At 35.5% G+C, this 18,766-nt stretch carries 19 protein-coding genes; 2 read left to right on the forward strand and 17 right to left on the reverse strand.

Annotation, left to right across the window (positions count from 1 at the left end; genetic code table 11):
• Nucleotides 1–271 precede the first annotated feature (271 nt).
• The gene (locus BBF96_RS11935; protein ID WP_127017369.1) at nt 272–808 is read left to right on the forward strand and encodes a helix-turn-helix domain-containing protein; all 537 of its coding nucleotides are present in this window, start codon (nt 272–274) and stop codon (nt 806–808) included.
• A gap of 96 nt (nt 809–904) precedes the next feature.
• Here BBF96_RS11935 and BBF96_RS11940 read toward each other — a convergent pair whose 3' ends face one another.
• From BBF96_RS11940 to hisZ, 13 genes are all read right to left on the reverse strand, one after another.
• A complete protein-coding gene (locus BBF96_RS11940; protein ID WP_127017370.1) occupies nt 905–1,834 on the reverse strand; it encodes an RAMP superfamily CRISPR-associated protein in 930 nt (309 codons plus the stop codon).
• Entirely contained in the window at nt 1,824–2,405 is a 582-nt protein-coding gene (locus BBF96_RS11945; RefSeq protein ID WP_127017371.1) for a V-type ATP synthase subunit I domain-containing protein, read from the reverse strand. Before BBF96_RS11945 ends, BBF96_RS11940 begins: the two co-directional genes overlap by 11 nt.
• On the reverse strand, nt 2,386–3,033 hold the full coding sequence (locus tag BBF96_RS11950; RefSeq protein ID WP_127017372.1) for a hypothetical protein: 648 nt from the start codon (nt 3,031–3,033) through the stop codon (nt 2,386–2,388). The genes BBF96_RS11945 and BBF96_RS11950 overlap by 20 nt, the downstream gene beginning before the upstream one ends.
• On the reverse strand, nt 3,026–5,278 hold the full coding sequence (locus BBF96_RS11955) for a hypothetical protein (protein WP_127017373.1): 2,253 nt from the start codon (nt 5,276–5,278) through the stop codon (nt 3,026–3,028). Before BBF96_RS11955 ends, BBF96_RS11950 begins: the two co-directional genes overlap by 8 nt.
• A 237-nt stretch (nt 5,279–5,515) precedes the next feature.
• Nucleotides 5,516–6,157 (reverse strand): bifunctional phosphoribosyl-AMP cyclohydrolase/phosphoribosyl-ATP diphosphatase HisIE, encoded by a 642-nt coding sequence (hisIE, locus tag BBF96_RS11960; RefSeq protein WP_269467424.1) that lies wholly within the window; start codon nt 6,155–6,157, stop codon nt 5,516–5,518.
• A 17-nt stretch (nt 6,158–6,174) separates the two neighbouring features.
• The gene (gene hisF / locus BBF96_RS11965) at nt 6,175–6,942 is read right to left on the reverse strand and encodes an imidazole glycerol phosphate synthase subunit HisF (protein ID WP_127017374.1); all 768 of its coding nucleotides are present in this window, start codon (nt 6,940–6,942) and stop codon (nt 6,175–6,177) included.
• 6 nt (nt 6,943–6,948) lie between these two features.
• Nucleotides 6,949–7,665 carry a 1-(5-phosphoribosyl)-5-[(5-phosphoribosylamino)methylideneamino]imidazole-4-carboxamide isomerase gene (hisA, locus tag BBF96_RS11970; protein ID WP_127017375.1) on the reverse strand — a complete coding sequence of 239 codons (717 nt, stop codon included), beginning with the start codon at nt 7,663–7,665 and terminating at the stop codon, nt 6,949–6,951.
• Nucleotides 7,665–8,264, reverse strand: coding sequence for an imidazole glycerol phosphate synthase subunit HisH (gene hisH, locus BBF96_RS11975; protein WP_127017376.1), 600 nt, complete (start codon nt 8,262–8,264; stop codon nt 7,665–7,667). The genes hisA and hisH overlap by 1 nt, the downstream gene beginning before the upstream one ends.
• The gene (gene hisB / locus BBF96_RS11980) at nt 8,265–8,849 is read right to left on the reverse strand and encodes an imidazoleglycerol-phosphate dehydratase HisB (protein WP_127017377.1); all 585 of its coding nucleotides are present in this window, start codon (nt 8,847–8,849) and stop codon (nt 8,265–8,267) included. It abuts the gene before it with no gap.
• Entirely contained in the window at nt 8,833–9,924 is a 1,092-nt protein-coding gene (gene hisC / locus BBF96_RS11985) for a histidinol-phosphate transaminase (protein WP_164731039.1), read from the reverse strand. The genes hisB and hisC overlap by 17 nt, the downstream gene beginning before the upstream one ends.
• Nucleotides 9,925–9,928: 4 nt before the next feature.
• Entirely contained in the window at nt 9,929–11,236 is a 1,308-nt protein-coding gene (hisD, locus tag BBF96_RS11990; RefSeq protein WP_205665791.1) for a histidinol dehydrogenase, read from the reverse strand.
• A 2-nt stretch (nt 11,237–11,238) separates the two neighbouring features.
• Nucleotides 11,239–11,877, reverse strand: a complete 639-nt coding sequence (hisG, locus tag BBF96_RS11995; RefSeq protein WP_127017379.1) for an ATP phosphoribosyltransferase — start codon at nt 11,875–11,877, stop codon at nt 11,239–11,241.
• A complete protein-coding gene (hisZ, locus tag BBF96_RS12000) occupies nt 11,878–13,146 on the reverse strand; it encodes an ATP phosphoribosyltransferase regulatory subunit (RefSeq protein ID WP_127017380.1) in 1,269 nt (422 codons plus the stop codon).
• A gap of 215 nt (nt 13,147–13,361) precedes the next feature.
• On the opposite strand from hisZ, the gene BBF96_RS12005 reads away from it, so the two are divergent.
• Entirely contained in the window at nt 13,362–14,171 is an 810-nt protein-coding gene (locus BBF96_RS12005) for a histidinol-phosphatase HisJ family protein (protein WP_127017381.1), read from the forward strand.
• Between the two features lie 925 nt (nt 14,172–15,096).
• Here the strand turns inward: BBF96_RS12005 and BBF96_RS12010 are convergent.
• The 4 genes from BBF96_RS12010 to BBF96_RS12025 all read right to left on the reverse strand — a co-directional run bounded on the left by BBF96_RS12010 (nt 15,097) and on the right by BBF96_RS12025 (nt 18,546).
• Nucleotides 15,097–16,074: an MBL fold metallo-hydrolase gene (locus BBF96_RS12010; protein ID WP_127017382.1), complete on the reverse strand. Its 978-nt coding sequence runs from the start codon at nt 16,072–16,074 to the stop codon at nt 15,097–15,099.
• A 76-nt stretch (nt 16,075–16,150) separates the two neighbouring features.
• A complete protein-coding gene (locus BBF96_RS12015) occupies nt 16,151–17,005 on the reverse strand; it encodes a class II fructose-1,6-bisphosphate aldolase (protein ID WP_127017383.1) in 855 nt (284 codons plus the stop codon).
• Between the two features lie 58 nt (nt 17,006–17,063).
• A complete protein-coding gene (locus tag BBF96_RS12020; protein ID WP_127017384.1) occupies nt 17,064–17,705 on the reverse strand; it encodes a hypothetical protein in 642 nt (213 codons plus the stop codon).
• 88 nt (nt 17,706–17,793) lie between these two features.
• Nucleotides 17,794–18,546, reverse strand: a complete 753-nt coding sequence (locus BBF96_RS12025) for a hypothetical protein (protein WP_127017385.1) — start codon at nt 18,544–18,546, stop codon at nt 17,794–17,796.
• Nucleotides 18,547–18,766 lie beyond the last annotated feature (220 nt).

Consider the following 18,766-nt stretch of genomic DNA (forward strand, 5'->3'; position numbering starts at 1 on the left):
TTATTCTTTTAATAAAAAGGTTACTACTATAATATTATACAATAGTATTGAGTATAAGTTAATAAATTCTCTTGTATTCCTCTATAGATTCAATATCTTTTTAAAATATGATTTTACTACAAAAAACTAATTTTTCGCTTCATAAAGAAATTTCTTCAATCTCACTAAGATAGTTAAACGAAAAATTTCAATAACGCTCAAAATTAGCTTTTTGCAGTTTAATCATTATATAATTTAAATAAACTAAATAAAAATTTAAGAGGGAACAAAAATGTCTAATGAAATATATCAAAAGTTTAAGGTTTTGACCCAAAAGATAGCTGAATTTAAAGAGAAAAATAACCTTACTTATCAAAAAATTGGAGATGCTACAGGAGTAAATAAAAGTCATGTTTATAGAATTGTCAATATGGATACATTTCCATCTTTAAAGTTTGTTATTCGACTGACAAAATATATGAAACTTCCTTTGTTTTCTCTGTTTATTCCATCTGAAGAGATGAATAGACAGGAATTTGCTAATAAAATTAATAAGCGGCTTAAAGAATTGGATTGGACACATGAAGAGTTTAGTAAAATAACAGCTATTCCGCTTCTTCGGTTAATGAATATTATGCAAAGTAATTCATCCCCTTCAATTGAGGAACGGAAAACCATCATTAAAGTTCTGGATTTAAAAGAGGAAACCGATTATCTTGAAATTAAATTAAACCTTTTAAAAACCATCCTTTCTGATCTGGGTTTGAAGGATGAACAAATAAACAATATCATGCAATATGTTAAAGAAAATAAAGAAAATATAGATTAAAAAAGACTCCTGATTTAATTCAGGAGCTTTTCATGCTATAATAGTTTTTAAATTTCTCAAGTCATCTTCCAGATTAAAAGAAGGTATTTCCAATAATCAAATTTCGTTATTTTCACAATGATTTTCTCCATTTTTTTCTTTAATTTTAACAATAACTCTTCCAGCCCCTTTGCTTTTCTGGCCTCCAAGTTCTCTTATATTTTCAAGGGCAGGAATAAGAAATTCCTCAATTAAAATCCTTTTTCTTTCTTTAATATCCTCTTCTTTCCAATTTTTTAACCATTTATCAATAATATTTCCCTGAATTTCTCTAGGTCTTCCAAATTCAAATCCAAGTGGTGTAGAATCAATCAATTCCAAAATGCCCGAAAATCTTGTTCCTGGTATCACCTGTTCCATATCAACTTTTGCACTTTTAGCAGCAGTTCTTGTTTTTCTATCTATCCGTATATTTACTTGATCTAAAATAATATCATTTTCCGCAGCAACATTAAAGTTAGGAATTCTCAAAAAACCCATAATACCTCCTGCACCCATAAAATAACATACCGGACAAACACCCATATCATCTTTCGTATTTTTATGATCACTTTTATCAACATTTATCAGACAGTAACCCGTATATTTGTTTTTGTCAACTTTACCCCTATATAGCCCCACTTCAATTAAATCTTGTTCTGCTTTTGTTGGATTTGGCGAAGGAATACATGGTTTTAACTTCTCAAAATCTTCCTCGAATACACTAAATAAATTAGCTAAATAATCTATTTTTTCTATAACCAACAACTCTAACTGATGCCTCAAAGCTCCTTTAAAACTGGTGGCTGGAATGGCAGGAGTCCTATTTATCTTAAAGATAGCACCTTTCTTATCAGATAATGGGGATGGAGCCGCACCTATATGTAAAAAACTCCCTTTTTCAACTTCTATCTCTATAGGTATCTGCCACATTTTCATTTTACCTAAATTATATTGTTGCAACTCAATTTCTCTATCTGAATTTTTAATTTTTACTTTAAGATTCATTTTTTAGCACCTCCCAATATTTTTGTAAAGAATCTAATTTTCTAACAAAAAAAGCTATTTCTTCTGTAGAAACACCTAAATTATAGAGTTCTATTACATAATCTAAAACTTTTCTTAAAGCTCTTGACTTTAGACCAGACAACCCCTTTACTTTATCTAAAAAATAATGTTTAACGAAAGGCAATTCATACCTTTCTATAACTCTTCCGTAATTATCCATATTAGGCAAATTACAACTCACTGTGCCGTACCAGTCTAACATTTCAAATAAATCTTTTAAAAGACTTGGTTTATTTTCAACAGCTAATTTCAACCATCTTGCAGAATCCTTTAATTTTTTTATCTCTCTTTTCGATCCTTTCTCCTGACTTTCGATTTCTTTTATCCTCTTGTCAATTTTGTCTTTAAATTCTTCTATTTTTTTCTCTTCAAATAATTTACCTAGTTCTTTCCATTCTTTTCCCTCAAAAAGTTTTGGAATATGCCCCTTTTTTTTAATGTCATATGGGCTATCAAATATGTCCTTATCATTCAATACACGTTTTAATACATCATCCATTTTCCCTGTCATAATAAGTTACCTCCTTTAAAAACACCTCTGGAGCCTCAACCAGACTCCCAGGGAATAAAGATTTTTTATAAGCTCCATGGATTAAAGATGAATCTGGTTTAAACAAATAACCATATAATGGAGAAATATCCTCTATATTAAAATCTTTAGCTTCATCTAAAAAAATCTTTACATTCAATATCCCTTGTTTTATCTCAAAATCACCACATTTTACATCTTTAACCTTACATCTGCCAAATCCTTTACTTTTTAATGCACCCATTTCAAATTCTGCATTTAAAAGTTTATCTTTCAAATCTTTATCCTTGTTATACGGTATATAAACTTCTGCCTGGATTTTACCTTCTGGTTCTGCAGGAGCCAAATAATTTGTTATAAGCAACAACCTGGAAGTATTTAAAAATCTATCCCGTACTGAATAAGTATATTCTTTAATCTGATAAGTTCCCTTTTTAAATAAACCTACAGCTGGAATATTTTCTAACCCAAAACAGTGCCTTAAAGCTCCTTCAATTGTAGATGATGGTATAGTTTCCTGACATGGTCGAAATACCCCACCTTTAAACCTCTCACCAATAATTATGGAATCAATCTCAAGTAAGATCTGCCAAAGTTTTACTTTACTCATTGTCTTTCGCTCCTTTGAGTATCCTATACAAGTTTAAAAACTTTGATGGATTAATTCCCTGTACATATAATTCATAAGGTTCTTTATACTTATCTCTATTTTCCAGAATTTTTATCATAACATAAACATCTGACTTCAGTGCCTTTAAACTCTCACTCATTTGAATTAAATTATAAAGATAACTTTGAGATACATTTGAATTTATAAGCTTTGTTTTAATCTCTTCAACTTCTTTTTTAGCATATTTCTCTTCAAATACTGGATAATACTGAATATTTATAAATGACTTATCTTCAGATTCAAAATATCTCCAATGTTCCCTTATTGGATATTTGATATTGGAAATACTCAATGAAAAACTTATAGGACAAGTTTGATCACCTATACAATCAGGGAAATACTTATCAAACAAATCTATATAACTGTCTATCACTTTTCTAAGTAACTCAGGAGTAAATTTAAATACACCAAGTTCATTATAATCTGAAATAGGTCTTTTTATATCATTTTCATCTCCAAATTTTTCCCAAAATTCTTTTAATAATTCTTTATAGTCATTGATAAAGTCCATTTGAAGTGCTAATGGTCTAAAATTTTCTTGAAAATCTTTATAATCGAAATTAATAACTAATTTAGTTTTTAAATTTTTCTTATTATTTTCTAATTCGTCAATTTTTTCTTGGATTTCTTTTCTTAAAACTCTTTGTTTATTTATTTCGAGACCAATCATCCTTCTTTCATTCTCATCATTACTTTTTTTAACTTTTTTTTTCAACTCATCTTTTTTTTCTAAAACTTTACGAAGTTCTTCATTTCTAGATTGAAGTTCATTCTCAATTTTTTCTAATTCGCTTTCTACAAATTCCTTAACATAATCAGGATAATCCCTAATATAATCATTAAACGCTTTTTGAAGCCAATTTTCTAATTTTTTCTGATCTAAAGAAAATTTAAACCAGCAAACTTTCACACCTTCTTTATCCCATATCTCACCATATTCTCTAAAAGGTTCACCATATTTCCGAATACTCTTACATTTTTCACATACCCATTCTTTTATATCTTCTTTATTTTCATCCCTTTTTTCTATCACATAATTCTGTTGACAAATATCACAAATTGGCATAATTTTGTCAGGTAGAATTTGCTGAAAATATTTTTTATAAACTTTTGTATTATTACTAATCTCTGCTTTCTGGTTTTCATTTTTCTTTTCCTGTTTCCTTGCTTTAAATATTTTTCTATCAAGAATTGAATCAAGTTTTCCCAGATTAGCTATTATTTCAATAACTTCTACATAAAATCCCCAATCCAAAAAATCTTTAAATATCTCTTTTAAATTTATACTCTTTGGTACAAATAAAGTTAAAAAATCAGATGTAGAAAAAAGAATTTCGTCATTATATCGCTCTTTTACTTTCTTTAAAAGCTCATCTCTTTTTCTGAGAAGGTTTATATCTCTCAATCTTACAAACGAATGAGGAAATTTAATCCAACATTTGACTATTTTAGCCTCCCAACTTTTATTTCCACGCTCTGCTTCATTGACAGTCTTTAATTCTTTTTCATCAAACTTGATAGATATCAAACCATTTTCATCACAGATAAGAGTAGAATATTTTTTTAAAACTCTATATATCTTTCCAACCAACTCCACATGTGTATATAAAGTAGTTACATTCCTTGGAAAACTCTTATCTTCAGGCGTTAACAACAAATTTTTTCTATATTTTTCCAAAAAGTCATCCCCAGAATCGCAATTTTGAATTTCATCAAACAAAACTTTCAGGTCATTAATGTCATTAAACGCAGCCCAATTTTTTTGAGGTTTTTTATTCCAAAGTTTTAAAACTCCATTATTTTTCAAAACATCATTTGAATCTAATACTTTTTCAACTACTCTTGAAATAGATGAGGCTAAATGATCAGCCAGTTTAAGTAAAAAAACATCCTGTATATACTCCTCAGGAATAGATAACTGATTCCATTCATTAATATCTATTTCGTCAATGCTAACTTTATTTAGTTTATAATGATGATATTGTCCCCACCATGAAGGAGATGGATCTTTTGATATTTCAAACCCAAACTCAGAAAAAGGAAAATCCACAAACACATGTCCCTTCCAGGCTTTCGCATCAACTTTACCTTTTACTTTATCCTTTATTTTATCTTTTACTTGATTTTTTACATCATCATGAACTAATTTTCCGATATCATGCAATTCAGCAATAAAATCTTTCATAACCTTTTTTACCCCCTTAAAAATAGACCATAACAGAATCAACAAAACTACATAAAACTCAATAATAAGTTTTTCTTTGACTTAGTTTGAAAATATTTTCTAATTTAATTTTTCTAGTTAAAGACGTATACTCCTGCTTTTAAAATAACATTTTTTTAAAAAAAATTAGGATACACCCTTTTTAATGGTGTATCCTAATTGATTATGATTTTGCCTTTATCATCTTATTAATCTTAACTATTTCTTAAACCGACGGGCCAACTCCTCTGCAATATCCTCAGGCCTACAACCCATTTCAGCTGTAAGAACCAACAGATGATACACAAGATCAGCCATCTCATAGATAAATTCCTCTTTAGACTGATTTTTAGCACCAATAATCACTTCTGCCGTTTCTTCCCCCACCTTTTTTAAAATCTTATCCAGACCTTCCTTAAAAAGATAATTGGTATATGAACCTTCCACCGGATTGGTTTTCCTATCCTGAATCAGGGTAAATAGTGATGAAATCACCTCATTAACTGTCAGGGAAGACTTCTCACCAGCCAACTGACGATAAAAACAGCTATCTTCCCCTGTATGGCAGGCCGGGCCCTCTGCAATAACCTCCACCAGAAGAGTATCTTTATCACAGTCATAAGAGATAGCTTTTATCTTTTGCACATTGCCCGAAGTCTCTCCCTTATGCCAGAGTTTTTGACGGCTCCGGCTGAAAAACCAGGTCTCTCCGGTCTTAAGGCTCAATTCCAGAGATTCCCTATTCATATAAGCGAGCATCAATACTCTTTTACTCTTCCAATCCTGAATAATTGCAGGAATCAGACCCGTTTTCTCATCAAAGCACAGTTGATCTAAATCTTTAGCTTTAACCTCCATCATTTGCCCAACTCCTTCCTTTAACCAATCTGCCGGACTGAAACACCTGCTTTAACCAATGCAGCCTTAACCTGGTTAATAGTTAGCTCTCCAAAATGAAAGAGTGATGCTGCTAAAGCCGCATCAGCTTTACCTCTAGTTAATACCTCTACAAAATCATTTAAAGAACCGGCTCCCCCTGAAGCAATCACCGGAATATTTACTACCTCAGCCACAGCACGGGTCATTTCAAGATCAAAACCCTTCTTAGTCCCATCTGCATCAATACTGGTTAAAAGAATCTCTCCAGCACCCCGCATTTCTACTTCTCTCACCCAATCTATAAGATCAATTCCGCTATCCCGGCTTCCACCGTGAGTATATACATTCCAACCCGCACCATCCTCACGCTTTTTGCCATCCACTGCGACCACAATACACTGAGAACCAAAAATTCTTGCACCTTCTGTAATTAGATCTGGATTTTTAACAGCAGCAGAGTTAATGGCAACTTTATCTGCTCCGGCTCTCAGCATTTTTTTCATATCCGCAACAGTTCTAATTCCACCGCCCACAGTCAAAGGAATGAAGACCTGAGCTGCCACCTCTTCTACAACATGACAGATGGTATCACGGCCTTCCACCGTTGCTGTAATATCCAGAAATACCAGCTCATCTGCTCCCATACGATTATAAACTGCAGCAATCTCAACCGGGTCACCTGCATCTACCAATCCTTTAAAATTAACTCCCTTAACCACCCGGCCATCTTTTACATCCAGACAGGGGATAATCCGTTTAGTTAACACTTTTTATCACCCCATTTTTTGCAATATTTCCTTAAGACTCAATATTCCCTGATAAAGTGCCTGCCCAATAATAGCCCCATAAACACCGATCTTTTTTAATTTAACCAGATCTTCATAAGAGCTAATTCCACCAGATGCAATTATTTTGAGATTTTCAATTTGAACGAGTTTTTCTAAAGTCTGAAAGTCAGGGCCAACCAACATTCCATCCCTACTTATATCCGTATACAGAACCTGGCTTACACCCAGATCAACCATCTCCTTAGCAAAATCCAGCACATTACGACCGCTCTGCTTTAACCAACCATCAGTCGCTATCTTTCCATCTCTGGCATCAATACTTATAACCAGCTTTTCAGCTCCAAATTTGGCTACTGCCTCACCTATAGCAAGAGGTTCTTTTAAAGCCAGTGTTCCAATCACAAGCTTATCAATTCCTACCTTAAACCATTCTTCCATCTTTTCAAGTGAACGAATTCCCCCACCCAATTGTAATTTCAGATTTGTTTTATTTTTAATTTTCCGCACAATTGCTTCATTAGCTCCACATCCATCCCTGGCTCCGTCCAGGTCTACCAGATGAAGCCAGGTTGCTCCCTCTTTCTCAAATTGTCTTGCTCTACTTAAGGGGTTATCATCAAAAACCGTTTCACGATTAAAATCTCCCTGTTTTAACCGTACCACCCGTCCATCTTTAAGATCTATAGCTGGATAAATAATCATTATACCATCTCCCCAAAATTCTTTAAAATCCTAAGTCCTTCATCCCCGCTCTTTTCGGGATGGAACTGAACTCCCATGATATTCTCCCGGGCAACAGCTACAGGAATCTCCTCTCCATAGATAGTGGTTGCAATTACATCGTCGGTCATTTCACTCAAAGCATAGGAATGAACAAAATACATATATGGTTCTTTAGAAAGCCCCTGCCAGAGGGGATGCTCCACTTTACAATAAATCCGATTCCATCCCATATGAGGTATTTTAACCCCACCTTTTAGCCGCTTAACTTCACCAGACAAAAATCCAAGACCCGAAGCTTTTTGATCTTCATACCCCACCTCAAAAAGAAGCTGCATTCCAAGACAGATACCTAAAAAAGGTTTACCCTGATCAATGGCATATTTGATTGCTTCTACAAAACCGTTTCGAATCAAATTTTCCATAGCTTTAGGAAATGCTCCCACACCGGGTAATATTAAACCGGACATCTTTTGTATTTCTTCAGGTCGGGTAATCATTTTCACGGGGTAATTTAAATATTCCATAGCTTTTCGAATACTCTTAAGGTTACCCATGCCATAGTCAATGATTCCGATCACTTATAGCACCCCCTTAGTTGAAGGAATCTGCTCTAAACCGCTTTTCTGTACCGCCATTTTTAAACTTTGGCCAAGTGCTTTAAATACCGCTTCTACCTGGTGATGGGTATTCCGGCCGTGAAGAAGCTCTGCATGAAGGGTTAATTGCCCATGAACACTAAAGGCCCGTAAAAACTCTTCAATAAGTTCTGTAGGAAAATTACCTACCCTCTCATTACTAAAGGGCAGGTCAGTATATAAATAAGGCCGCCCGCTTATATCAACCACAACCCGGCTTAAGGCATCATCCATAGGAATAAGGGCACTACCAAAACGCTGAATACCAACACCTTCACCCAGAGCTTTTTTAAAAGCCTGACCGAGAACAATTCCCACATCTTCAACTGTATGGTGAAAATCTACATCTAAATCTCCCTGGGCATTGATAAAAAGATCTAGACTGCCGTGTTTTGCAAGTTGAGCCAGCATATGGTCAAAGAAGGGAATTCCCGTCTTTATTTCATAGTTACCGTTTCCATCAATATTCAACTTCAATTTGATTCTGGTCTCTAAAGTACTGCGTTCAATTTCACATCTCCGTTCCATTAGCCCTTCTCCTCTCTTTAAAAGTCTTAATTACCCGTATAACCTGATCATTTTCTTCAGGTGTACCAACTGTTATTCTGATAGCATCCTTAAGAGGAGATCTAAACTTACGTACCTTGATAGCAGCTCTCTCAAATTCTTCTGCCAATGCCGGTACTTCTAATCCACGTAAAAAGAGGAAATTGGCTTCAGACGGAAAGACCTGCCAACCAGCATACGACTTCAATACTGCCCGAAGACGTTCCCTTTCTTTAATAATTTCTCTAACCCTTTTTTCAATTAGAGAATAATTTTCCAGAATTGTCTCACCTACCATCTGAGAAATGGAATTCAGATGATATGGTGGAACTACTTTTGAAACTTCCCTGATAAAATCCCGATTAGCCACTAGATAGCCCAATCTAACTCCTGCAAGTCCAAAAGCTTTTGAGAAAGTACGGGTAACTGCCAGATTTGGATATTTATCCAGCATAGAAATCATACTTCCCTGACAGAATTCACCGTATGCCTCATCCACTACCAAAATTCCTTCAAATCTTTCTGCAATTTCACCTATAGTCTCAAGCGGAATCCGGGTTCCGGTAGGATTATTGGGAGAACAAAAAAATACCATCCTGGGATAGGTAATTTTTACAGCTTTCCAGAATTGCTCTAAATCAAGAGAGCCATCACTATTTAAATGAAGACTGACATAGACTCCACCGGATAACTCGGTAAAAATTTTATACATGGAAAAGGTCGGGGCCAGAGCCAGAACCCGATCTCCCGGACGAACAAAAGTCTGAACCAGAAATTGTAATACCTCATCTGAACCGTTACCCAAAAGAATCTGTTCTGGACTCACTCCTTTACCCAGATAATCTGCAATTTTTTGCCGAAGAGCATAACAGCTCGCATCTGGATAACGATTGAGCTCTAATTTTATAAATTTCTGCGCCATCTCCTCTCTAAGCTCATAGGGCAGGGGATAGGGAGACTCATTACCATCCAGAATAATCATATTTTCTTTTTCTTTTTGCTGAACGGTATACGGAACCAGATTCTTAACCTCAGGTCTAACCAGAAATTGAATCATTTTTTCACCTTCTCTCATCATCTTCAAATCTTACCCTGATGGCATTAGCATGGCCCAATAATCCTTCTATTTCAGCCAAATTGATCACATGATCTTTGACTTTTGCCAATGCTTCTTTACTGTAAGAAAGAAAACTTAAATATTTGACATAATCCCTCACAGATAAAGGTGAGAAAAACCGGGCTGTTCCATTGGTAGGCAGTACATGATTGGGCCCAGCTAGATAATCACCTAAAGGTTCAGGAGCAAAATGGCCTAAAAAGACCGCTCCCGCATTCTTAACTCGGGTTAACCATTTAAAAGGATCTTTTACCGCCAACTCCAGGTGTTCAGGAGCAATCCGATTGGCAAGTTCTATCCCATCATCCAGATTGTCCACCAGAATAATCCGACCATAGTTTTTTAGTGATTGTCGGACTATCTCATTCCGCGGGAGGACTTTCATCTGTTCTATAACCTCTTTTTGTACCTCTTCTGCAATCTTTTCAGAGGTGGTTATGAGAATAGCTGCTGCCAGGGGATCGTGTTCTGCCTGACTTAAAAGATCTGCTGTAAGATAACGGGAATTGGCCGATTCATCAGCAACAATTAAAATTTCACTGGGGCCTGCAATCATATCAATATCTACCTGGCCATAAACCATTTGTTTAGCTAAAGTAACATAAATATTGCCCGGGCCAACGATCTTATCCACCTTAGGAATGGACCCGGTTCCGTATGCCAAAGCGGCAATGGCCTGAGCCCCACCAACTTTGTAAATCTTATCCACACCTGCAACTTTTGCCGCCGCAAGTATATAATGATTAATTTCTCCTCTTCTGTTTGGGGGAGTAACCATTACTACTTCTTTAACTCCCGCAACTTTAGCAGGAATCACTGTCATAAGTACCGATGAAGGATAAGCTGCACTTCCTCCGGGTATATAAACCCCTACCCTCTCTAAGGGGCGACAAATCTGGCCCATAATCACCCCATCTTCTTCTGTTAAATTCCAGGAAGTTTGGAATTGGGCTTCATGGTACCGTTGAATCTTTTCTTTTGCCAGCTGTATAGAATTCATAAACTCAGGCTCAACCCTTAAACAAGCCTCTTCAAGCTCAGTTGGTTTAACTAACAAATTTTCTATTGATATATCCACCTGATCAAAACGTCTGGTATATTCACGAACTGCCATATCTCCGGTCCGCCGCACATTTTCCACAATCTTTAAAACCTGCTCTCTATACAGACTTAAATCCTGATTAGTTCGCCCTTCAATCAGCCGCTGCACTTCCTCAGCACCGCCATTATTCATTTTGACAATTTTCATCATCATTAATTTTCACTCCTCTCTACCTGCGACTTTAACCGCTCAATCAGTTTATTTATTTCTTTCCGCCTCGTCTTCATACTGACCCGATTTACAACCAATCTGGCACTCACCGGACAAATATCTTCATAAACCATAAGTCCATTTTCTTTTAAGGTTCGACCTGTCTGCATAATATCCACTATCCAATCAGCAAGCCCTGTTAGAGGTGCCAGTTCAATAGAACCTGTCAATTCAATCACTTCCACCGGTTCACCCTTTTTCCGGAAATACTCTTTAGCAAAGCGGGGATATTTGGTTGCTACCCGCCGATGGGTTAGCTGCTTTTCTCTAAAACCAGGTAATCCAGCTAGAACAAATTTACATTGACCAAATTTTAAATCCAATACTTCATATAAGGAGCGCCCTTCTTCCAAAAGAATGTCCCTTCCAACAATTCCTAAATCAGCTGCACCGTATTCTACATAAATGGGTACATCGGCAGGCTTAACCAGAACTAATTCTACCTGTTCATCTTCTATATTAAAGATCAGTTTCCGGGAAGATAAAATCTCATGAGGTACTCGATACCCTGCTTTCTTAAGCAGTTTTACAGCATCTTCAGCAAGACGCCCTTTTGCCAGCGCAATTCTTATTCTATCCATTCAATCTTTACCTCCTGTCAAAAAAGTCCAACACCTTAAAGCCACCTCTTTAAGTCCTCCACTAAATTCGAAAGTCTTTTTACCATCCTGATCAACCAAACTGAAAATTCCATCCTTCCACTGGCCTATATATGGAATCTGATGGAATTTACAATATTCAAATACCTTTTTACCGGTATATAGTTCCGCATTAATTCCCCATTCTTTAAGCAAATTTGCTAATCGATAAGCAGGTGCAAACCCCTCATTACTAACCTGAAGTACAACCCTCGGCTCTTTTTCAAGTTTTATAATGTCAAACTGCCGTAAACAGGTCATCAATCCTTCGATATTAATGGCAAAACCCACTGCGGGTACATCCAGCCCAAACTGTTTCGCCAGCCTGTCATATCGGCCACCGCTTGCTACAACCTCTCCATAACCTTTAACATAGGCTTTAAAAATGATTCCGGTATAATAACCCAATTGAGTTCCCATAGATGGATCAAAGGTTATATATTGAGCTAGACCGATCTCTTTAAGCTTCTCATAAATCTCTTCTAATTCACAAACCACTTTCCGTGCTTTTTCAGTCAATGGCAATTTATATAACTGAGCCAGAACCTCTTCCGGTTCACCGAAGAGGACAGGAAACCTGGTCAAAAGCTCCTCTTCACTTTTACTCAGGTTCCAATTTTGTATCCGTAAACGAATCTCTTCAACATTTTTCTCTTCCATCAGTGAACATAATTCTTCTTTGGCTAGTTCGTCTAAAGAAAGATTCGTTAATATCTCCTCAACCAGAGCCACCTGGCCCAGATCAATCACTGGTTTATTAATTCCAACTTCTTTTAGAGCCTGAATTAAAGTACCTATAACCTCCACATCCGCCAATATATCACCACTGCCCAAAAGCTCAATACCTGCCTGAGTCTTCTCTTTCATCCGCTCTGATTGACCCCCGTTAGTCTGATAAGCAGTGGTTATATAAGAAAATTTCCACGGTTGGGGTATTCCAGTGTAACGGGTAGCTGCCAACCGGGCTATAGGTAAAGTTCCATCAGGTCGAAGTACCAGAATCTGGCCACTTTCATTTACCACCTTAAACATTTGTTCTTTTGAAAGCAATGTCTCCGTTTCAGCATATAAATCCAACGACTCTAAAGTAGGGGTAGCTACTTCTTGATAACCGCTCTTTTCAAAAACTTTTCTTAATTTTTGATAAACCCATTTCCGTTGGCGAATTTCTTCAGGTAATAAATCCCTAACTCCTTCTACAAATGGACACATCCAACTCCACCTCTCTGTAGCCTGAAATCACAAATCATAATTTCTTTAGTTGTTTAATATTTTAATACTTTAACTTGTTAAACTATTAAAATACAGTATGCATTTATTTTAACGTCAAATCTGGCCCATGTCAAGTTTTTACCGAAAAAATTGACATTAATTATTGAAACAGTTATTATAAAAAAGTAATAATGAACGAAAGGGGTTTATAGGACATGTTTTTCGATTACCACATTCATTCTAAATTTTCAACCGACTCTAAAATGACTCTTGAAGAAATTTGTGAACAAAGTATTTTAATAGGACTAGAGGAAATTGCCATCACCGATCACCATGACATAGATTACCAGGATCCATCCATTAGTTTTGAAATCGACCGCCACCTTTATCTTTCTACCCTTGAAGAATTTCAGGCAAAATATCAGGGCAAATTACGCATTAAAAAAGGACTGGAATTAGGTCTCCAACCCCATATCCTGGATAAATGTGCTGAATTTGCAGGAGATCACTTTGACTTTGTTTTGGCTTCATTTCACACAGCCCAGAAAAAGGACCTTTACACAGGTAAATTTTTCGAAGGTTATACCCAGTGGGAAGCTTACCGGGAATACTTAAAGGAAGTGCATTATTGTGTGGAGAGATTTGATCATTTCAGTGTAGTGGGACATCTGGATGTCATCCGACGGTATGGTGACTTTCCAGTTATACCTGATCTTATGGATGATTCTGATTGCAGGGATTTAATTGAGGAAATTTTAAAAATCCTGGTGGAAAAAGGGAAAGGTCTTGAAGTGAATACATCCGGATATCACTATGGAAACAGAAAGGATCCTCTGCCGTCCCGGGCCATCTTACGGCTGTATCGGGAACTGGGGGGCGAAATTTTAACCACTGGTTCAGACAGTCATTATAAAGACCAACTGGGATATAAGTTTAAAGAAACCCATGAAATGCTGAAAGATTTAGGATTTAAATATCTGACAACTTTTGAAAAGGGAAAACCTATCTTTCATAAAATTAAATAAATGATTATATTGCAAAAAGCTAATTTTGAGCAACATAGAAATTTTTCGCCAAATCATCTTAGCGAGATTTCCGACGAAATAAGGCCTCATCACAGGAAGTGATGAGCTAGTTCTAAGGGCCAGGAGGGCCCTTTGATTAGGAAGCCTTATTTCAGCGGAAATCGAGCTTTAGATGATTCGAAAAATCTCTCAAGAAGCGAAAAATTAGCTTTTTGCAGTATAATCATAATCAGATTAATTTTCCTGCTTTTGAAAATAATATTCCCCTTACTTACAATCAATATTTCAACAAATGTATTAATTCACCTCTAAGAGATACCTGTGATAAGAAAAATTTATTGATATCAGGAAGAAAAATTGTCCACAGCTGTATAATCGCATTAAAAAAACTTTGGAGCCATCACTCCAAAGTTTCTAACTTTACTAAAAAAGATTAAACACTTAATACCTAATACCGGATACTTTCAATCTCTTAAAAATCCAGAATCCAGGTGCATCAATCACCACTTTAGGATCCGTCCGTAAAGTCTTTAAAATATTAACCCGATAATTATCCACTTCGTACTCTTTAAATCCATCAGAAGCTGGCTTTCCTACTGTCACGGTAGGTTGATAAATAATACCATTTCAACCGCCGGATATAGTGATCAAGCTAATCGTTATATCTCTACTACCTTTTTTCTTTAGATAATCTTTCGCTGCTTGAGTAATGATTATATTCGGAGTCAACTCTTTTAACCTCCCTTATATAATATCCCAAATACCCCGGGGGTGTATTCTAATTATAGTATATCCCATACCGGCTTTATTGTCAATAACAATTACCCCTATAATCTCCAACACTTTTAAGGTACCTATTGGCTTCCTAAAGTTATACTATAAAATGAGGTGATATCAAACAACGCGCTACTTAAAGGCAATTTTTTCACCTTATATAATATACATGATTATCCTCTGCCACTACTACATCAACTCCAGAAAGCTCAGCTACAAACTGAGCCATCTTCCCTGCAATCGGTTCAGGCCGGATACAGCAAACATCAAGATGGGTCATCCAACACCGCTTAACCTTAGAATCCATAAGCATATGGGCTAACCCCACAGCAGTAATATGGCGCTTAGCAAAGAGGTTAAAATAACTGACATTGGCGATCAGATAATCTACCTGACTAAAAATTTCTTTTAAGTCCTCTCGATATTTGATGATTTTTGTAGGAGGGCTTATAGGTACCCATTTTCCCACTTTGTGACGCAAACCATTTAAATCTTCATATTCCAAAAGATAACTGGTATCACTGGTATAACCGATAGTAAAGGTAGGAGTTGTAATTACAAAACCATAATTCATCTTACCATGATAAGCTTTAACAGGAGTAAGGAAGATTTCATCCGTAAGTTCAATCATCTTTTTTTCCTGTAAATAAACTATCTTTTCAGGTCCTCCTACATATCCCTCATGATGTTGATGACGCCCCTGGTGATAAATACTGATCAAATTCTCATCACTTACATCTCTGGGTAATAATAAAACTCCTCTCCTTTGACTCATTACCCGTGTCATTCCTTCAATAAGCAAGGGAGCGCCTAAATAGTGATCTGTATGACCATGACTGATATAAATTCCATCCAGAGCCCGTATATCAACACCGTTTTGCTTTACATGCCAGATTACACCTGGCCCTGGATCTACAGCCAGAGTAAAACCCGGTAAATAGAGAATAAATCCCCCGGTCTGACGTACTTGTTCTAATAAATTGACTGGATTTCCTCCTGTTCCCATAAATAATATTTTGGGGGTACCACAGTAGGGTAGTATTTCTTCTTTCCAATATTGTCTATCATTTTTAACTACCTGAAGAGTATATTGTGAAAGCTTTTCATATAATTTCAGATCATAATTCATAAATCTTCCCCCAATTCATGATAAAAAAGCATGTCAGAGAATCTGACACGCTTTTTTTAAAAGGTATGTAAACCTTTTATACCCTATTATTGCTACCCAATAACCGAATCTTTTCTCTTACTTTTTCTTTCATAGCATCCTTAGCTGGTCCTAAAATTTTGCGTGGGTCATAAACTTTTTCATCATTGTTTAAAATTTCCCGTACTTTAGCAGTAAAAACCTGTTGAAAATCGGTATTAATATTAATCTTACAAATTCCTAAAGAAATAGCTTTTTTAATATCTTCATCATAAACACCGGATGCACCATGAAGAACCAATGGTACATTAACCAGATTTCTAATCTTTTCTAATCTTTCAAAATCCAATTCTGGCTTACCTTTATATGGACCATGTGCAGTACCGATAGCAATAGCCAGAGCGTCTACCCCGGTTCTTTCCACAAATTCTTTAGCTTCATCCGGATTGGTCATTAAAGCTTCTCTTTCGTCAACAGTATGGTCATCTTCAGTACCACCAATCTTACCCAGTTCAGCTTCTACAGAAACTCCAACAACTCTGGCTGCTTCAACTACTTTTTGTACTAAAGCTATATTTTCTTCAAAAGGAAGCTTAGAACCATCAATCATTACAGAAGAGAAACCGTAACGTATACATTCAATGATCTTTTCAAAACTGCTACCGTGATCTAAGTGAAGTGCTACAGGTATAGTAGCTTTATCTGCAGCAGCTTTCACACATGCTGTAGCATAATCTATACCCACATACCTAAGAGCACCTTCACTAAGTTGAACTATCACAGGAGATCTCTCTTCTTCTGCCGTTTCAATAATTGCCTGCAAAGACTCCAGGTTATTCATATTAAATCCGCCTACTGCATAACCTTCAGCCTGTGCTTTGTTTAAAATTTGTGACATTGGTACAAGAGCCATAGAATAAAATCCTCCTTATATATAATTTCATTTTAATAATTCCCAAGTAAAAGTATTTCTATGAAGGGTCATTTTGAAGTGCGGTATTTTTACCCTTGGTAAGAATCACTTTATTTGTTTCCTTTAGTTGTTCTAAATCTGCAATAGTTCTAGCTTTGATCATAGTCATTCCCTGGCATTCCCGACAGACAAGTTCAATTTTGTCAGGATACATATCTATATCAATATTCTTATTACCGCATTGGCAGAAAAGACCACCTGCTTCAGCAATATCATGTAATATATCCAATACCCCTAACATGACCTCTGGATCACAGAAATAGTCATCAAAACCCAGGTCTTTAATCATAGCCTCTAAATCCTGCTGTTGATCCTGAATCTCACCTTGTACTAAAATCTCAGGGCCCAGATAACCTAATTTTAGATCAGTATCAGGACAGCGAATGGTCAATAACTTAGAACCCCAAAAAGCACTGGGTGTAAAGAATAAGGTATGCTCCAATTCACAAATAATACAATTGAATTGAACCCAATAACGTTTATAATTTTTAGTCTCCAATTTAACTTTTCTATATCCACATGAACAATAAATTTCTTTACTTCGTTGACCAGAAAAGTCGAAAATATTAATCGGATGTACATCTAATCTTCCACATACAGGGCAACGTAAAGATATTGTTGTGAGGTATTCTATAATCATAGCCCCTAACCTCCTTTTAATTTTTCATATTCTCTATTCATCGCCAAATTCCTTTCTTAAAAAATACAATTAAAAGAAAAAAATGCTCCTAAAAGGAGCAGAAATTCATATAAGATATAATATTTTTCTCTTTATCCACTAAAAATTTCACTATTACCAAAGTTTTATTCTTTAATAATTCAGTAAGTTTTTCCCAATTTTTATAGATTCTTATTATCCTTCTATCTATCCTGAATTTCTTAAGTTTGGGATTTAATCTTGTTCCTATATTAACTACCATAATTTCTTTTTCTAAGTCAAGCTCTTCAATAAATCCGGTATAATCATAGTGAAAAACCGCCATCTTTTTTACTTGAAATTTATAATCTAAAACCAAAAGTACTTTCATTCCCGGAGTAATATTTTCCAATTTAGCAGGAAAATTATTCAAAAAAATATCTACATTTTTTCTTACTACATAAGAATCACAGATTCCACTTTCGGTTTCTCTAAGGATTACTTGTTTATCTCCCAATTCCATAATAGTTCCTTCCCGTACTTGATAAAAGAAATTTGCTGTTTGTACTAAACCATCTTCATTAATCTCCAGATAACCGGAAACAAAATCATTTGCTGTTACAGGTATGTACATACCTAAGTCTGCTTTAAGGTTATTATAATATAACTCTGCATCTTTGCCCAGTTTAAATACCTTTTCTTCTCCACTTACCAACTTTAAAACCAGAGTCTTCTCCTCAAGATCCACCCCTATAACTTCTCCTTCATACCACTCAGCTGCTATAGGTAAATTCACCATGGTAATTATCATGATCAATATAAAAGCGCATATTATTCTTTTCATCTTTCATCTCCTCCTTTACTTACAAAAAGTATTACCGGAGAAGAGAAAGACTAAACATGACCCGCATAAGTTTTTTTTAATTTTATATCTGATTTTACTATAAAAAACAAATTTTTGACCCATGGATTGGTTTATCATATACTGTGATGAAGCCATATTTCTCCTTAAATCTCACCAAAATAGTTAAACAACTCAAAATTAGTTTTTTGCAATTTAATCA

This window comes from Anoxybacter fermentans (assembly GCF_003991135.1).
Lineage (GTDB): Bacteria > Bacillota > Halanaerobiia > DY22613 > DY22613 > Anoxybacter > Anoxybacter fermentans.